Source organism: Thalassotalea coralli (assembly GCF_055786205.1).
On the sequence record NZ_JBVVBK010000001.1, the window covers coordinates 1177700 to 1195420 of the forward strand.

General features: G+C 40.9%; 14 protein-coding genes and 1 riboswitch. Of the genes, 5 read left to right on the top strand and 9 right to left on the bottom strand.

Features of this window, described 5'->3' with window-relative positions; translation table 11 throughout:
• Positions 1-63 precede the first annotated feature (63 nt).
• The 4 genes from ACOB80_RS05230 (at position 64) to ACOB80_RS05245 (ending at position 5549) form a co-directional block, all read left to right on the top strand.
• A complete protein-coding gene (locus ACOB80_RS05230) occupies positions 64-1932 on the top strand; it encodes a collagenase (RefSeq protein WP_473164746.1) in 1869 nt (622 codons plus the stop codon).
• A 91-nt stretch (positions 1933-2023) separates the two neighbouring features.
• The gene (locus ACOB80_RS05235) at positions 2024-3433 is read left to right on the top strand and encodes an alanine/glycine:cation symporter family protein (protein WP_473164747.1); all 1410 of its coding nucleotides are present in this window, start codon (positions 2024-2026) and stop codon (positions 3431-3433) included.
• Positions 3434-3542: 109 nt separating this feature from the next.
• Complete coding sequence (locus tag ACOB80_RS05240) at positions 3543-4856, top strand: DEAD/DEAH box helicase (RefSeq protein ID WP_473164748.1); 1314 nt, start codon at positions 3543-3545, stop codon at positions 4854-4856.
• A gap of 30 nt (positions 4857-4886) precedes the next feature.
• Positions 4887-5549: a hypothetical protein gene (locus ACOB80_RS05245; RefSeq protein WP_473164749.1), complete on the top strand. Its 663-nt coding sequence runs from the start codon at positions 4887-4889 to the stop codon at positions 5547-5549.
• On the opposite strand, the gene ACOB80_RS05250 is transcribed toward ACOB80_RS05245, so the two are convergent.
• Entirely contained in the window at positions 5535-6425 is an 891-nt protein-coding gene (locus ACOB80_RS05250) for a GGDEF domain-containing protein (protein WP_473164750.1), read from the bottom strand. The genes ACOB80_RS05245 and ACOB80_RS05250 overlap by 15 nt on opposite strands.
• A gap of 271 nt (positions 6426-6696) precedes the next feature.
• On the opposite strand from ACOB80_RS05250, the gene ACOB80_RS05255 reads away from it, so the two are divergent.
• Positions 6697-8664: a monovalent cation:proton antiporter family protein gene (locus ACOB80_RS05255; RefSeq protein ID WP_473164751.1), complete on the top strand. Its 1968-nt coding sequence runs from the start codon at positions 6697-6699 to the stop codon at positions 8662-8664.
• A gap of 38 nt (positions 8665-8702) precedes the next feature.
• Here the strand turns inward: ACOB80_RS05255 and ACOB80_RS05260 are convergent, their stop codons facing one another.
• The 8 genes from ACOB80_RS05260 to ACOB80_RS05295 form a co-directional block, all read right to left on the bottom strand.
• Positions 8703-9854, bottom strand: coding sequence for a patatin-like phospholipase family protein (locus tag ACOB80_RS05260; protein WP_473164752.1), 1152 nt, complete (start codon positions 9852-9854; stop codon positions 8703-8705).
• Positions 9855-10047: 193 nt separating this feature from the next.
• The gene (locus tag ACOB80_RS05265) at positions 10048-10407 is read right to left on the bottom strand and encodes a DUF3718 domain-containing protein (protein ID WP_473164753.1); all 360 of its coding nucleotides are present in this window, start codon (positions 10405-10407) and stop codon (positions 10048-10050) included.
• 67 nt (positions 10408-10474) lie between these two features.
• Positions 10475-10563: riboswitch (cyclic di-GMP riboswitch) on the bottom strand.
• A 214-nt stretch (positions 10564-10777) separates the two neighbouring features.
• The gene (locus ACOB80_RS05270; RefSeq protein ID WP_473164754.1) at positions 10778-11434 is read right to left on the bottom strand and encodes a 3-oxoacid CoA-transferase subunit B; all 657 of its coding nucleotides are present in this window, start codon (positions 11432-11434) and stop codon (positions 10778-10780) included.
• A gap of 11 nt (positions 11435-11445) precedes the next feature.
• Entirely contained in the window at positions 11446-12147 is a 702-nt protein-coding gene (locus tag ACOB80_RS05275; RefSeq protein WP_473164755.1) for a CoA transferase subunit A, read from the bottom strand.
• 40 nt (positions 12148-12187) lie between these two features.
• Positions 12188-13087 carry a hydroxymethylglutaryl-CoA lyase gene (locus ACOB80_RS05280; RefSeq protein ID WP_473164756.1) on the bottom strand — a complete coding sequence of 300 codons (900 nt, stop codon included), beginning with the start codon at positions 13085-13087 and terminating at the stop codon, positions 12188-12190.
• Positions 13088-13089: 2 nt separating this feature from the next.
• Positions 13090-15129 (bottom strand): acetyl/propionyl/methylcrotonyl-CoA carboxylase subunit alpha, encoded by a 2040-nt coding sequence (locus ACOB80_RS05285; protein WP_473164792.1) that lies wholly within the window; start codon positions 15127-15129, stop codon positions 13090-13092.
• A gap of 22 nt (positions 15130-15151) precedes the next feature.
• Positions 15152-15964, bottom strand: a complete 813-nt coding sequence (locus tag ACOB80_RS05290) for an enoyl-CoA hydratase/isomerase family protein (protein WP_473164757.1) — start codon at positions 15962-15964, stop codon at positions 15152-15154.
• An 8-nt stretch (positions 15965-15972) separates the two neighbouring features.
• Entirely contained in the window at positions 15973-17580 is a 1608-nt protein-coding gene (locus ACOB80_RS05295) for a carboxyl transferase domain-containing protein (RefSeq protein WP_473164758.1), read from the bottom strand.
• Positions 17581-17721 lie beyond the last annotated feature (141 nt).

Sequence of the window (17721 nt, forward strand, 5' to 3'; positions counted from 1 at the left end):
TAGATCTTAGCGGTTTTTTTTTATATCCTGTACAAAGGTATAATGTATTCAATTTGGATGGTTATGAAAAATATAATAAAGCCTTTATCAGTAAGCATAGCAACTTGCCTTGCTTTAACTGCATGTAATAATACTGAACAGTCACCTCAAACTAAGTTAAAAACGAATGTAAGTGAGCAAATTAACGTATTAACGGATACGTATGAGCACAGAGTTGATGATTGTTCTACATTATCGCCCATGTCAGCTCAAGATTTGTTCTGGTCATCATGTTTTGATCATGACAACAGCGGTCAATTTGCTCAATCATTGGCGACGATTTTAAACAATGCTAGTAGCGACACATTTGATTTTAACGCGGTAGATAAGTCTCTTTATTATTTGCGCGCTCATTACTACTTCGCTGACCTAGAAAAAATTAATGAAGATAAAAAAGCTAGCTTTCACAAAGCATTAGTTTCTTTGACTAACCACCCTAAAACGCTAGCTGACAATGCACAAGCATATAGGCTGCAAGAGCAGTTATTAGCGCTTACTTATTTGTATTATGCTGACGGTAAAACAAAGGAAGGCTTAGCAAGCAATATTGCCGACTTTATGCCTTTTTGGACAAGGTTATTATCTGATTTAGACAATAACGAGCGTTCTGCTAAAGACTACCGAAATATAGAACTTTACCGGTTGGTGAGCTTCATTGCATATTACGCGGTTAGAGACGAAAACCTGAAGTCTGCGTTGCTAAAAAATAATATGGTTAGTGACAGTCTAACTAAGCAGCTTACTGTCTTAAATAGTGACAGTTGGCTTACACAGCATAACTTGTGGTCGCTTGCTATGCTCCACGTTTTGATGGAAGAAGATGCACAACAAGCACTAGATAAAATAGTTAAAGAGCGCTTGTTTGATAACGCGTTTGTGGAAACAAACGGCAAAGAAACTGCCAAGAAACTGTTTAGTCATATTTATTTAGCTAATTCGTTGCGAACAACGGATCATTGTGAAGAAAGTTTTAAAGGATTATGCAGTATTCCAACAATAGATGAAGTATTACCGGTAAATCACGAATGCTCAGATTCTATTGTTATTCGTGCAAATCAAATGACTGAAGCGCAATTAAACAATTCATGTGCAGGGTTAATCGCGCAAGAGAGCTTTTTTCATGACACCTTAAATACTAAGCGTGAGCCGATCGCCAATGATAAGAACACGCAATTGCGTGTTGTTATTTTTAACAATTACACCCAATACAATATGTGGGGACAGCTGGTTTTTAATATCTATACCAATAACGGTGGCATGTATATAGAAGGTAAGCCAGAAGAAGAAGGTAATCAGGCCACTTTCTATTCTTTCGAAGCGTTTTGGAAACAACCTAAATTCTCTGTTTGGAATTTGGAGCATGAATATGTGCATTACTTGGATGGACGTTTTGCTAAGTTCGGCGGCTTTGGTCATTATCCAGGTAAGTTAGTTTGGTGGTCAGAAGGTATTGCTGAGTACGTTTATCGCCAAAATGTGAATGCTAAATCGGTAAAGCTAATTCACGATACCCCAGTGGCAGAGCAGCCTAGTTTAGCTGATATCTTTGCGACGACTTATGCTGATGGTACTGAACGTGTATATCGTTGGAGTTATTTAGCTCAGCGTTTTATTTTTACTTTTTATCCAGAAAAAGGTCAGGCCTTGGTGCAAGCCCTAAAAGTTAACGATTTTGACAGCTATACACAGAAACTGGATGAAATCGCGAATAGCCACCAAGAGGAGTTTGCTCGTTGGATGGCGGAATTGCCAACAAAAGAGAGTATGGTTGAAGCCGATGCCGTAAAAGAGAAACAAGGTCGAAACCTCTATCGTTACTTGTATCGTGATTATTTACGCCCAGCCCACCTTCCTTTAACGAAAGACCATTTCCATTTCGAAAACTGGGGTTAATAACTTCCTAACTGAATGGTGTACATCAAATTTTTGAACTTTAACGATTTGATGTACACTCATATCTTCATCTCCAAAAGCGGATACATTTGTGATTTTTGATTTTGTAAATACCCTCAATGGTTATATGTGGGGCAGTGTTCTTATCTATCTTTTAACTGGCTGTGGTATATGGTTTACCTTTAGGCTTAAATTTTTACAGTTTACTCACTTTGGTCACATGTTTTCGTTACTTAAAAATAGCCGAAAAAGTGATAGCCACGGTATTTCTTCTTTCCAAGCCATGTCTACCTCCCTTGCGGCACGTGTGGGCACTGGTAACTTAATGGGAGTAGCTGTTGCTATTTCACTCGGTGGCGCTGGCGCTGTTTTTTGGATGTGGTTAATTGCGCTTGTGGGTATGGCCACTGCCTTTGCTGAAAGCATGTTAGGTCAGGTATATAAAGAAAAGGACAGTCTAGGGAATTTTCGAGGCGGTCCAGCTTATTATATGAGTAAAGGCCTAAAGAGTAAGCCATTAGCAATTACGTTTTCGCTTTGTTTATTCTTTGGTTATGGTTTTGTTTTTAGCTCTGTTCAGGCTAATTCAATTACTGATGCTTTTTCAGGCTCTTTTGGCTTTCCACCACTAGCAACGGGTATTGTTATTACGATTTTAACCGCGTGGATTATTTTAGGGGGCTTAAAAAATATAGCGCGCTTTGCTGAACTGACCGTACCATTTATGGGGGTAGCCTATTTCGCGGTATGCATTGTTGTTATTTTGATGAACATCCAACACATCCCTGCGATTGTCCTTGATATTGTCAAATCTGCCTTTGGTTTAAAAGAAGCTGGTGGTGGGCTTGTTGGTGCTGCAATTATGCAAGGTGTAAAGCGTGGCCTTTATTCTAACGAAGCAGGGATGGGGAGTGCGCCTAATGTCGCTGCAGCCGCAACACCACATCCTCCCCATCCTGTGTCTCAAGGATATGTGCAAATGTTAGCGGTTTTCTTTGATACCATTGTGATCTGTTCGTGTACCGCATTTATGATTTTACTGTATCAGCCAGTCGGACAAGAAATGCAAGGTATTCAATTGACCCAGCAAGCGCTTGCGTCGCAGGTAGGTAATTGGGGAACCTACTTTATAAGTGTTGCTATATTATTCTTTGGTTTTACATCAATAGTTGCCAATTTTGCTTACGCTGAGAACAACTTAAAATATCTTAAAATGGATCATTTTATCGGCCATTGGATTTTGCGCTTGGGCTTTTTGGCAATGTTAGTGTTTGGGTCTGTGGCAACTTTACCACAAATGATTGCGCTAGCAGATATGTCTACTGGGTTAATGACAATATTAAACGTAACGGCAATTTTGCTGCTTTCTAAAGTCGTGGTGTCGATAACAAAAGATTATCATCAGCAGTTAAAGGACAATAAAACTCCAGACTTTCAACCTACAGATCAAGAGCACAGTGATATGCGCTTGACTAAGGGGATTTGGCAAGACCATAAATAAGCCTGCGTTTTTATTTTCAACATTCCAATTCTGTTCGCGGAATATAGCAACACTTTATCTTAATTGCTGCTATAATCCGCGCCAAACTAACAGACTCGAGTAAATAATTGTGAGTGTTGATTCTTTTGGCTTTTCAAATAACCTATTGCAAGCGATCAAAGCAAGTGGATACAGCCAACTAACACCTATCCAGCAACGAGCAATCCCTGTTATTAGAGCAGGCCATGATGTACTGGCAAGTGCTCAAACCGGTACTGGTAAAACTGCAGCGTTTTTACTACCAATTATCGAGAAGCTTGAAAAAGAAGATAAAGGGCATCACGAACTAAAAGCTGTTGTGCTTACGCCAACTCGTGAATTGGCGATTCAAGTAGCCCAAGAAAGTGAAAAATTTTGTCAGCACTTATCGTTAAAAACAGCGGTTGTTTATGGTGGCGCTGGCATGGGAAAACAAGCGAGCCTATTAAAAGAGGGGGTCGATATTCTCGTTGCAACTCCTGGGCGACTACTGGAGCATCTGCAATTAAGAAACCTCTCCCTCTCGTCAGTACGAACACTGGTTCTCGATGAAGCGGATCGTATGCTTGATATGGGTTTCTTAACAGACATAGAGCAAATTATTCCTCTGCTTAAAGCCAAGCATCAAACCTTAATGTTCTCTGCTACTTTTTCTAATAAAGTGAAGTCACTGGCTAGCGAGATCTTACATCATGCTAAGCAAGTAGAGGTGGCAAAGCAAAATAGTACCTCCGGTAAAGTGGAGCAATCTGTTTACTGGGTAAGTGAAGCACGTAAAAGAGAGTTACTTTCTGAGCTGATAGGTGTTAACAACTGGCAGCAAGTGATGGTGTTTGCTGGTACTAGGGAAAGCGCTAATGTTCTTGCTAAAGAATTGAAACTTGACGGCATTAAGGCTGCACTTTGTCATGGTGACAAATCTCAGGGTGCTCGCAACAAAGCGCTTGAGCAGTTTGTCTCTGGACAGGTTAGGGTACTAGTTGCAACAGATGTTGCCGCACGAGGTTTAGATATCCCAGATTTACCTTATGTGATTAATTTTCACTTGCCGTTTCTAGCTGAAGATTATGTTCATCGTATTGGTCGTACAGGTCGTGCTGGTAAGTCAGGTCATGCTATTTCTTTAGTTAGCCCAAAAGATGAGAAGTTTCTTGGTAACATAGAGACGCTAATTGGGCGAAAGTTTAATCGTATTATCGTTCCAGGTTATGAGTTTGATGCAGTTGCTGATAAGAAAGCAACGGATGATAATAATGCAAAATCTAGCAAGAATAGATACCAAGCAACGAAAGATAAAAATTTTGCGTTAGAGAAAAAACGCAAGGAAAAATCACAGTTAAAAGTTGTTAAAGGAAAAGCGAAAAAGGGTCTTAAAAAGCAAGGTAAAAAAGCAAAACGCAAATAAGAGTGAGTTTGAACCTGACGCTTCAATAATATGAATAACGGATTTTCTGCTGTAGAAACCCCTTTTAAATACCGTTATTGCTGCTGGTTTTGTGGTGAGCCCGCTAACCAGCAGTTTTGCTTTCCTCAACGTGAAAATATCCTGCTCGATTTAACGCATCCACCATTAGCTATTAATTCCTGCTCAGAATGCTTACCTTGGGCGAATAAAGCTTATAAACGCGATATCTGGCTTGTCAAAGAAGACGTTAAACGTGCTTTAATGAAAAAGTACCGCAAGCATTTAGCAATAGGTGTTAACTGGACGAAAGAAGAATTGGCAAACAGTGGCTTTGAAGGCGGTAATTTTGAGAGCTTTCAAAAAAGCGCTTGGATGATGTTTGAAATTGCCCGAGAAAGAGTCAATTACACCGGGTGGCCACTTGAGGTTAACGGCGAAAATATTGAAATATTCCGTGATTCGCCTGAGCTAACATTTGTATTTGACGGGGTAACTTATCCAAATATCGATGATGCCATTGCTCAATATGCTAGTATTTATGACGTCCCGCAGAAATTCTTAAGACAAATAGTTGCCATTAAAGGTAAAGAAAAATTTGCCGAAGCGGTAAGGTATTGCCGTTTGTATGTAGGTGCCACCCCTCAAGAAAGAGGAGCGGCAATAAGGTCGTTACAGAGATTAAACAACGTTTAATTTAGCAGGTGTTTGACGTTTATGATCGTAAAGTGCTTCGTCTGCTCGTTCAAATAGCTCGCTTTCACTATCAGCGTTAGTCATTAATGCATGACCTAAAGAGCATGAAACATGGTATTTGTTCAGAAATGCACAATTCGCGACATTATGCTGTAAGCGGTTTGAAATGCGCTTTAAACCTTCTTCAGAGGTTTGTTCAACGATAATAACAAACTCGTCACCACCAAACCTAAACAAGCTGTCAGAATCACGTACGCTCACTTCTAACGCTCGCGCGAAATACTCGAGTACTTGATCACCAACTTGATGTCCATGAGTATCATTTAAGCTTTTGAATTTATTTAAATCACAAACGATTAAACCGACTTTAGCGCCTGTTCTGTGTGCGTGATGCATCGCTCGCTTAATTTGTTGGTCATAATACCTTCTATTACCAATGCCTGTTAAAGAGTCTTCCATCGCAAGTTTAGTCAATTGACTGTAGGCAATAGCGTTTTTTAGAGGGTGCAATAGTAGCTGATGTAACTCAGTTAGCTTCTTATGGACAGCTAAGCTAATGGGAGAGTTTAGGGCATAGGTTAGTTTGCCAATAAATTGGCCTTTTAATTTAAATTGATAACTACGCTCTTGTTTGCCTGAGCGACTGTTACTCGCTTTCCCTGACACTTGTGTGTTTTTAAAATACAGGCCTGAAAAGTCAACAAGTTTAGATGCTTCACGTGCAAAGATATCTAAAAGTTCATTAATATCTAAACTAGTTTGCAGTTGCTCTGCTAGCGCCAATTTCTTCTTATTGTCGTATTGAGATTCTGAATCAAATAATTTGAATGCGTTAAATTCTACTTGCTTTGCTTCAACAATATTTAGTGTGTGCATATTGAGACCTCTTCTAAACCCAGTGAATTTAATGCAATAATTATTCCTAAGTTAAAATATCTTTGTTTAACAAGGTGTTATGTTTTTGGGTGTAAATTCTCGTCGCAACTTGCATTGCATTTAGGTGATTTCGACAAAAATTTGTCAACGATAGAAAGCGGCTATACGCTAATTAAAAATCGTCATGTGAATTATAAAAATTACTTTGAGCTTCAAGATGTTGGCATATACTATAAGTATAATCCTTATGCGACCCCTATAGAGAGAGTTTGTGACTGGCCACTTAGAAATCTTGGCAATTTTAACCAGTGCCGTTTTTGTTGTTTGGTTATTCCGGAAATTAAATTTACCTGCGATTCTCGCTTATTTGATTGCAGGCGTCCTCGTAGGCGAACATGGATTAGCATTTGCTAATGAACATGTAGATTACGAGCATTTTGCTGAGTTAGGTATTGTTTTTCTGCTCTTTACATTAGGTTTAGAGTTCTCACTTCCTAAACTGATGGCAATGCGCCACTTGGTGGTATCTGTTGGTAGTTTGCAGGTTGGTATTTCGCTTGTTCTCTTTACCATTATTGGTGTCTTGCTCGGTCAGTCATTTGCGAGCTCTTTTGTTATCGCCGGTGTTTTAGCACTTTCTTCTACAGCGATCGTGATTAGACAATTAAGTGAAACCGGCGCAATTAAACGAAAATCAGGTCAAATTTCTGTCGCGGTACTGCTTTTTCAAGATGTAGCCGTTGTTCCACTGTTAATTATTATTCCTATGCTAGCGCAATCTAGTGACAGCTCGATGCTGTGGGCGTTGATTGTTGCTTTGGTTAAAGGTGTCTTTGTTGTCGGTATCTTACTCTCTGTAGGCAAGTGGATTTTGCCTCGACTCTTTAACCTAGTCGCTCAAGTAAGAACTGATGAGCTTTTTGTTTTAACGACATTATTGGTCACCTTAGTCGCTTCAGCATTAACTCAGTGGTTTGGTTTGTCTATGGCTTTAGGGGCTTTTTTAGCTGGAATGATGTTAGGAGAAAGCCAATATAAGCATCAGCTAGAGGCTGATATTCGCCCATATCGCGACATATTATTAGGCTTATTCTTTGTTACAGTGGGTATGAAGCTTGATGTATCGGTACTCATTTCTTCGCCAATGACCATAGCTCTGCTTTTAGTCAGCTTTATGGTGGCAAAAGTTATTATTGTGAAAATATTGGCAGTAAAAGCAGGAGAAAAAGCCAGTGATAGTTGGGCATCCGGTATCATGCTTAGCCAAATGGGAGAGTTTGGTTTTGTACTTATTGCCTTAGCGACTCAAGTGAACGTTCTTGAAAATGACATAGCTTCTATTTTATTAGGAACCGGTGTGTTGAGTATGGCGTTAACACCGTATTTAATTGATCATGCTAAAAAATGGTCGAAGTTTTTGTCGAGCGAAAAACAAGTTGATACTGAAGAACTACGAGAACTCAAAGATAAAGAAAGTCTTGAAGATCATGTCATTATTTGTGGCTTTGGCCGTGTTGGACAAACAGTTAGCCGATTCTTAAAACAAGAAAATATTGATTTTGTTGCTATTGATATCGATCCGCTTCGAACGATGAAAGCAAGAGAAGCTGGTGAGCGAGTATTATTTGGTTCCTCGCGACAAGCGGAATTACTCGAGGCGGCAAAAATATCAAAGGCACGGCTAGTGGTAGTGGCTTTCGGCGAAGACAAGCAGTCTATTGAAGTTATTCAAAAAGTGAGAAGCTTATCTCCTAAAGTACCGGTTCTTGTAAGAACGCGAAACGATGACCAGTTAGATTCATTGCAAGAAGCAGGTGCTGATCAGGTGGTACCAGAAAGTCTTGAAGGAAGCTTGATGCTAGTATCGCAAGTACTGTCATTAACAGGGGTACCATTTTCTCGTATCGTTAGACGGGTCCAAAAAGAGCGTAAGAGCCACTACAGCCACCTTCACGGGTTTTTCCAAGGTGAAGATACTGACATGAGCCCCGAAGCCATAGATCGCATAGAATTTGCGAATGGTGTTAATCTAACAGATGATTCTTTCGCTGTAGGCCGCTCTATTCGTTCTCTTAATTTAGCTGCAAGACGTGTCGCGGTTATCGCACTGAGAAGGGACGGAGTAGAAACGGAAGAGCCAGACGAAAATATCGTACTTAAGGCTCAGGACACTCTTGTTATTCGAGGTAAGCCAAGACGAGTTGAGCGTGTAGACCGCTATATTCACGAGGGTGATTAGAAGTTACCTTTTCATCTGAAAAATTTTGAAAATAGGGGCTATATTTCTAAAAAGGCCCTTATTTTTGTTTCATTTTCTAATGCGTCTTGAAAGCCTAGCTTCATCAGCTCTCGACAGAAAGCTGTATCGAATAACAAGTAGCTAATAATACTAGATTCAGCATCATTGGTGATGCCAAAGCTCCTTAATAACAGTTTTATGGCATAAGGTAAGCGAGGGTAGTATTCAACCGCCATTGCGTTAAAGTCGTGGCTGGGGTTTAACACTAAAGTTTCAATTGGCTTTAATCCTTCATGTGACTCACGATTTTCAGGTGAAATCATAGATAAGGTGTTGTTTACTCGATTCAAACGCTCTAAATCACTTTGTAACGTGTCAGAAAATATCCCATCAAGAAGATGACCTGCTATTGTTGCTGTGGTTGGCGGATGTGGGTTGTTTTCATCTGCATGCAATGGCTCTTTTGGTTGCTCAACACCAATGATAAACAATTTCTCTCCACCTAGATGAATGGCAGGGCTTAAAGGCGATAATTGGTGAATTGAGCCATCACCAAAGTGCTCTTTGCCAATTTTTTGTGATGGAAAAACCAATGGAATCGCAGCTGACGCAAGCAAATGATCTATAGTGATTTGGCAAGCCTGCCCTCGTCGTTTGGCACGTTGCCAAGGCATGACGCTATTATCTGCTTGAAAAAAGCTTATTGAATCTCCTGAAGTGTAGCTAGAAGCAGTGATAGATAAAGCTTTGAGTTTACCCTTTAATATATTGGAATCAATTCGTTGAAAATCTAAGACATCACTTAGCATATTTCTTAACGGGTTGTTGTTTAATAAACTTCGTGACCTTTTATTGGCGTAATCTGCTTGAAAACTCGCCATCGCACCTGATGCTATATGGCCGAAGACTCGCGAGGCGTCGCTATGATAAACGCGGTTTGTCGATAAGTTCTTCCATACCCACTCCAGCTTCTTTACCCCAAGCTGAAAGCAAGACGACCAGCAAGCTAGAGCAGTAGAGTTGATAGCTCCTGCTGAAGTACCACATATAATTGGGAATGGGATAGGGTAGTGTCTTGGGTAGAACTTTGATACTGCTGACAGCACGCCAACTTGGTAAGCTGCTCGAGCGCCACCTCCAGTTAAAATTAATGCATTTTTTTGCCACTTCGTGCTGTCTTGTTTAACCATTTACAGTTCTTTTTTATTGTTGTTAATAAAAGTATGGGTAATCTTTGTTGTTTTTTGCAACCAGAATTTAATATATTGGGTTTGTCCGAACAAAAAAAAGCCAGCTCGAAAGCTGGCTTTTGCGATGACAGAAGAAATATTACTTAGTAAAACAAATTACTGAAAATCAATAACGCCTACCAAATAAAAATCTTTAGCTACTAACGCGTTCGTTAGCAGCGTCTATCAACGGTTGCGCTCCATTTTGAATTTGCGCTAAGTTTGCAGAAACTACCTTTTTAGGTAACTTGCGAATCATTAGAGAACCAGTGTTAACCGAACCTCTATCAGCAGCAAAAACTAACAAGTTTTTACCATTACATTGAATTTCTTTGAATACTGAACGTATTTTAAGTTTATTCGTCTTTAAGAATGAACGCATACGTTTCTTATCGTCGGCAGCAACATACTCACACAAAGTTTGTGCGATATTTGAAGCTTCTGCTTTCGGTGCAGAAATCATAGACGTTACAGCTAAAGTAGTAACAGTAGCAACTAGTAATAATTTTTTCATTTTAATAACCTTGTAATGCATTAATGAGTTTATTAAAAGAAAAAACCACAGGACGTTCCCAATTGAACTCGGTAACTCCGCTGTCGTAGATGACTATTCATCCGTAGACCGGTGGTTTTGCGTAACATACTTTCGTATGTCTTGCCTTTTCTTTGTCCCCTTTAGTATCGCTAAAAAAACACAAAAACTCAATCTGTTTGTAACAAAGGTATGTGAAGTGTTATGAGGTTGTTTGTTGAATTGATTTTTAAATCAGTAGGTTATAGCTGTTATGATGAAATTGTATATTTTGTTATAGAAAAGAAAGTTTGTCTGAAAGTTTTCAAAAAAGGCAGGGGTTAACCTGCCTTTTACTTTTTGTTAACTAAATTTAAACCTTCATTTCAGGGACATTATCTGGGATTACGAGCTCTCCAGCGGTTAATTTAGCTATTTCTTCAACAGAAACTCCAGGTGCTCTTTCAAGTAAATGGAATTTGCCTTCTTTAATTTCAATAAAGGCTAAGTCAGTTAATACTTTCTTGATGCACCCTTTACCCGTTAAAGGCAATGTGCAATTGTCGAGTAATTTGGATTCGCCGTGCTTTGAAGCATGAGTCATGGTAACTATGATGTTATCTGCACCAGCGACTAAATCCATTGCACCACCCATACCCTTGATGAGCTTGCCTGGTATCATGTAAGAAGCAATATTTCCGTTAACATCAACTTCAAATGCACCAAGCACTGTTAAGTCGACATGACCACCACGAATCATCGCGAAAGATTCTGCAGAATCAAACACTGATGCACCAGTTGCCATAGTCACTGTTTGCTTGCCAGCATTAATGAGATCTGCATCGAGTTCTTCTTCAGTAGGGAATTGACCCATACCTAATAAACCGTTTTCTGATTGCAGCATAACTTCCATGCCTTCAGGTACATAGTTTGCCACTAAGGTTGGAATACCAATACCTAAATTGACGTAATAGCCGTCTTGAAGCTCTTGGGCAACGCGTTGAGCGATTTGTTCTCTTGATAGCGCCATTATTTTTTCTCCTATTCGCTACGCAAGGTGCGTTGTTCAATACGTTTTTCGAAAGTGCCTTGAATAAGGCGATCAACATAAATACCTGGTGTGTGAATTTGATCAGGATCTAACTCACCCGGTTCAACTATTTCTTCGACTTCAACAACCGTAATTTTTCCTGCTGTAGCGGCCATTGGGTTGAAGTTACGCGCAGTTTTTCTAAACACTAGGTTACCAAATCTATCGGCTTTCCACGCCTTTACAATGGCAAAATCACCTTTGATAGATTCCTCAAGGATGTATTTTCGACCATCAAATTCGCGTTCTTCTTTACCTTCGGCAACCAATGTTCCATAACCTGTAGCCGTGAAAAATGCGGGGATGCCAGCACCGCCAGCACGCATTTTTTCAGCTAGCGTACCTTGTGGTGTTAACTCTACTTCAAGCTCATTGTTCATCATTTGACGTTCGAACTCGGCATTTTCGCCAACGTAAGAGGCGATAATTTTTTTGATTTGTTTATTAGGTAACAAAATACCTAAACCAAAGTCGTCGACGCCACAATTGTTTGAAACAACCGTTAACCCGGTTGTGCCTTTACGCTTTATTTCAGCGATTAAATTTTCAGGGATACCGCACAAGCCGAAGCCGCCCGATATTAAAGTCATATTATCTTCAAGCCCGGCAAGCGCTTCTTCATAACTTGACACAACTTTGTCAAATCCGGCCATGATCTAATCCTTCTTCGTTATTCTAAAAAATATAGTCGTATTATTTTGCACGATACGCGTTTGATACTTTTGAAACAGGGGGTTTACCAAGTACATCACTAATAAACCAGCCAGCTTCTAATATTGCTTGGAAATCGATATTGGTTTTGATATCTAAACCGTTAAGCATATATAAAACATCTTCAGTGGCTACATTGCCAGAAGCGCCCTTAGCATAAGGGCATCCACCTAAACCAGCAACGGCACTGTCTACAACAGAAATACCGTTTTCTAAAGCGGTGTAAATATTGGTTAACGCTTGTCCGTAAGTATCATGAAAGTGAACAGCCAGTTGTTGCTTAGGAACAAGGGCGGTAACTGCCTGTAACATATTTTTTACGCTAGCTACTGTACCCACGCCAATGGTGTCACCAAGGGATACTTCGTAGCATCCCATGTCGATTAATTTTTTAGCAACGTTGGCAACTGCTTCAGGAGCAATTTCGCCTTCATAAGGACAACCGACAACGCAGGAAACATATCCGCGAACTTTTAACCCAGCTTTTTTTGCTGCTTCAACCACTGGAGCGAAACGCTCAAGGCTTTCCTCAATAGAGCAATTGATATTCTTTTGACTAAATGACTCAGACGCTGCACCAAAAATAGCGACTTCATCGACGCCAACGGCAATTGCGTTTTCGAAGCCTTTAATATTCGGCGTAAGCCCCGCATAAGTAACACCAGATTTGCGCTCGATTTTTTCAAATACTTCAGCCGAGGTTGCCATTTGCGGTACCCATTTAGGTGATACAAAGCTACCGCTTTCGATATAACTAACACCTGCATTAGCAAGCATATGAATTAGCGTTACTTTATCTTCAACTGAAATAGGTGACTTTTCATTTTGTAAACCGTCTCTCGGACCTACTTCGACAATTTTTACCTGGTTAGGAAGGGTCATGTTTACTCCTCTGCTTCAAATGCGAGCAAGGCTGCGCCACCATCAACTAAGTCGCCTTCTTGGAAGTAAACAGCTGATACTGTGCCTTTACTTGGCGCCTTAATAGTATGTTCCATCTTCATCGCTTCCATCACAACCAGCGCTTGATCTTTCTCAACTTGCTCACCATTAGCAACTAATACCGACACGACGGTGCCATTCATTGGTGCCGTTACACCACCCGCGGTGTCACTACCATCATCTAAACCACAGTCTGGTTTAACTAGGCTAAAGTTAAATACGCCATTTGCGCGAAACAAGCTGATGTCATCATCACAATCAACAATAGTAGCTTGTGATCTATGGCCATCAATACTGATGTGTAATGTATTGCCGTCGATAAAACCCTGGCAGTCGTGTTTACGCGAAACTGTTTCACCATGACTGACTTGAATCAGATAGTAAGAACTATTGGCGGCGCGTTTTTCTTCAACGGTTAATGTGTACGTGTCATCGTGATGTGAAACGATAAAAGTGTGCACGTTTGCTTCATTAGAACGCCATGCATTAGCGAGTTGCCACGGTGAACTTGCATCAGTAGAGTTTTGCGCTTGTTTCTTAGCTTTTAACGACTGCGCTAAAACAAGATACAAACCGGCAATTGGAAGTTCATCTGATAACGCTTTTTGGTCATCGTGAAAAATTTCATCTTGATGCTTTTCGATAAAGCCAGTATCGATGTCTTCGTTAACGAAAGCAGGGCAGGTGGCAACGTTATAGAGAAAATCTATGTTAGTGGTAACGCCGTTTACTCTGTACTCAGTTAAGGCCTTAGTTAAGCGCTGTAACGCTTTCTCTCGGCTTTCATCCCAAACAATCAGTTTTGCTATCATCGGGTCATAATATACACTTACATCGTCACCTTGACGCACCCCAGTGTCCACACGAACATTGTTTGACTCATTAGGTGGTTGTAAGAACTTTAAGTTACCTGTTGCCGGAAGAAAATCGTTGTCAGGGTCTTCTGCATATATACGTGCTTCAAAAGCATGACCATTAATACTTAATTCATCTTGCGCCTTAGGTAAGGTTTCTCCAGCAGCGACTCGAAGTTGCCATTCAACTAAATCGACGCCGGTAATCAATTCTGTTACAGGGTGCTCTACTTGAAGACGCGTGTTCATCTCCATAAAGTAGAAAGCACTTTTACCCGTTTTGGCATCGTGATCTAACAAGAATTCAACCGTGCCTGCGCCTTGATAACCAATGGCTTTTGCAGACTTAATTGCTGCTTCACCCATTTGTGCACGCAACGCTTCAGTCATACCAAACGCTGGTGCTTCTTCAATCACTTTTTGGTGACGTCTTTGTACAGAGCAATCGCGTTCGAATAAGTAAACAGCGTTGTCGTGGTTATCACAAAATACTTGAATTTCAACGTGTCGAGGTTGAGTGAGGTATTTTTCAACTAACATAGTATCATCGTTAAAGGATGACTTTGCTTCGCGTTTTGCAGCCGCTAAGCCTTCTACGAATTCTGCTTCGCTCCAAACTTGACGCATGCCTTTACCACCGCCACCAGCGGTCGCTTTTAGTAATACAGGGTAGCCCATGTCATCGGCAGCTTTCTTTAAGATAGCTTCTGATTGATCATCGCCATGATAACCAGGCACAAGAGGAACTTGCGCTTTTTCCATAATGGATTTAGCGGCAGACTTAGAGCCCATGGCTTCAATAGCGCCAACCGGTGGGCCAATAAAAGTGATATTCTCTTTTGCACAAGCCTGACAAAACTCGGCGTTTTCAGACAAGAATCCATAACCAGGATGAATTGCTTGAGCGCCAGTTTTCTTGGCGGCTTCGATGACTTTGTCTATACGTAAATAGCTTTCTCTAGATGGAGAAGGGCCGATATATATAGCCTCGTCTGCCATATTCACGTGCAGTGCATTTTTGTCAGCGTCGGAATACACTGCAACAGTTGAAATCCCCATTTTACGTGCCGTTTTGATAACACGGCAGGCAATTTCACCACGGTTAGCTATTAGAATTTTTGTAAACATTGTGGATGCTTTTGTCATGAATTTACCCTTTACTCTCTAGGTCTACTTGCCATTGAGGTTTACGCTTTTCAAAAAATGCATTTAAACCCTCTTGCCCTTGGTCAGATACACGAATTGCCGCTATGCGCTCACTGGTAATACCGATGAGTTCGCTATTAATCTCTTCGTTAGCTACGTCCAATGCAAGTTGCTTAGCTTGTCGAACAGCGTCAGGGCCATTGTTTAAGATGGTTTGAATAAGGTCATCAACGGTTTCGTCTAACTTGCTTGGTTGAGTAACTTCATCAACTAACCCTAATTGTTGTGCTGTATTAGCAGTAAAGCGTTCTGCCGTTTGAAAATAACGGCGACATGCTTTTTGGCCCATAGCATTAACCACGTATGGACTAATAGTTGCAGGAATTAAACCGAGTTTAACTTCACTTAAACAAAAGCTGGCTCTATCGCTAGCAATAACAATGTCACAACAGCTAGCTAAACCAACAGCACCACCAAATGCAGCACCTTGTACCTTTGCGATAGTGGTCTGCGGTAAAAAATTAAGTGATTTAAGCATATGCGCTAACGATTCTGCGTCAGCTAAATTTTCTTCATAGCTGTAGTCTGCCATGCGCTTCATCCAGCCTAAGTCTGCACCCGCTGAAAAACTTTTACCGTTTGACGCTAATACGACGATACGAATATCGCTTCGAGCCGCTATTTTGGTAAAAAGGTTGCCTAAATATTCAATAATACCGTCGTCGAAAGCATTGTGTTTTTCTGGTGTATTCAAGGTCACCGTTGCCACACCAAAACGGTCAACATCAAACAAAACTTTTTGATTTTCTTCGTTCATGATGACTCCTACATTCTAAATAGACCGAACTTGGTCTCTTCAATTGGTTTGTTTAATGAGGCTGAGATAGACAAGCCCAGTACCATGCGAGTGTCGGCAGGGTCGATAACGCCATCATCCCAAAGTCTAGCTGAGGCATAATAAGGATGACCCTGATGTTCGTAGGTATCTATGATCGGTTGCTTAAATTCAGCTTCTGCTTCTTGGCTCCATTCTTCGCCACGCTTTTCTTTTTGGTCGCGTTTAACTTGCGCTAATACGCCTGCGGCTTGCTCACCTCCCATGACTGAGATTCGAGCATTAGGCCACATAAACAAGAATCTAGGATCATAAGCTCGGCCACACATGCCGTAATTACCTGCGCCAAAACTACCACCAATCAGTACGGTAAATTTAGGCACTTGTGCTGTCGCTACTGCCGTCACCATTTTGGCTCCGTGTTTAGCGATACCGCCAGCTTCATATTGTTGACCAACCATAAAGCCAGTAATGTTTTGTAGAAAAACAAGTGGGATTTTACGCTGTGCACAAAGTTCGATGAAGTGTGCGCCTTTTTGCGCCGATTCGCCGAACAAAATACCGTTATTAGCTACAATGCCTACTGGGTAACCGAAAATGTGCGCAAAGCCACATACCAAAGTTGTACCGTAAAGCGCTTTAAATTCGTCAAAATTACTACCATCGACGATGCGAGCAATAATTTCTCTTACATCAAATGGCTTACGAGTGTCTTTTGGCACGATGCCGTAAATTTCTTTTTCATCGTATTCTGGTGGTTGAACAGCTTGAATGTTTAATTCAATGTTCTTGACACGATTTAAGTTTTTAATGGCTGTTCTTGCCAGCTCCAATGCATGATTGTCATTTTGAGCATAATGATCCGCCACTCCCGAGGTACGACAGTGAACATCTGCACCACCTAAATCTTCAGCAGAAACGACTTCACCTGTTGCCGCTTTTACTAACGGAGGACCGGCTAAAAAGATTGTGCCTTGCTCTTTTACAATAATAGACTCATCAGCCATTGCAGGAACATAAGCGCCACCAGCTGTACAAGAGCCCATGACCACGGCAATTTGAGGTATCGCTTTCGCTGACATATTGGCTTGATTAAAGAAAATACGACCGAAGTGGTCTTTATCTGGGAATACGTCATCTTGGTTGGGTAAGTTAGCGCCCCCAGAATCAACAAGGTAAATACAAGGTAAGTTATTTTCTTGAGCGATTGCTTGTGCGCGTAAATGCTTTTTCACAGTGAGCGGGTAATATGTACCGCCTTTTACTGTTGCGTCATTCGCAACGATAATACATTCTTGACCGCTTACCTTACCAATACCTGTAATAATGCCCGCTGCAGGTACATTGTCTTCGTATACTTCATAACCAGCAAGTTGAGAGAGTTCTAAAAACGGTGAGCCTGGATCGAGTAAAGCTGCAACGCGGTCGCGCGGGAGAAGTTTGCCGCGGGACAAATGACGCTCTCGACTTCTGTCGCCACCGCCAAGTTTAATTTGATCAAGCTTTTCTTTTAAGTCATCGACTTGAAGCTGCATGTGCTCTGCGTTTTCAAGAAAATCAGGGCTACGTGGGTTTATTTTTGAATTGATTTTAGCCACTAGAGTTACCTTTTAAGTGCCCTCGATATCTGGCGCAACCAAGTAAAACTAGCCATGGCAGATAAGACCAAGGGATATATGTAAACTTTCTATTAATTAGAAAGTGACAAGCACATGAGATACTAGCCACTTTCAGTCTCT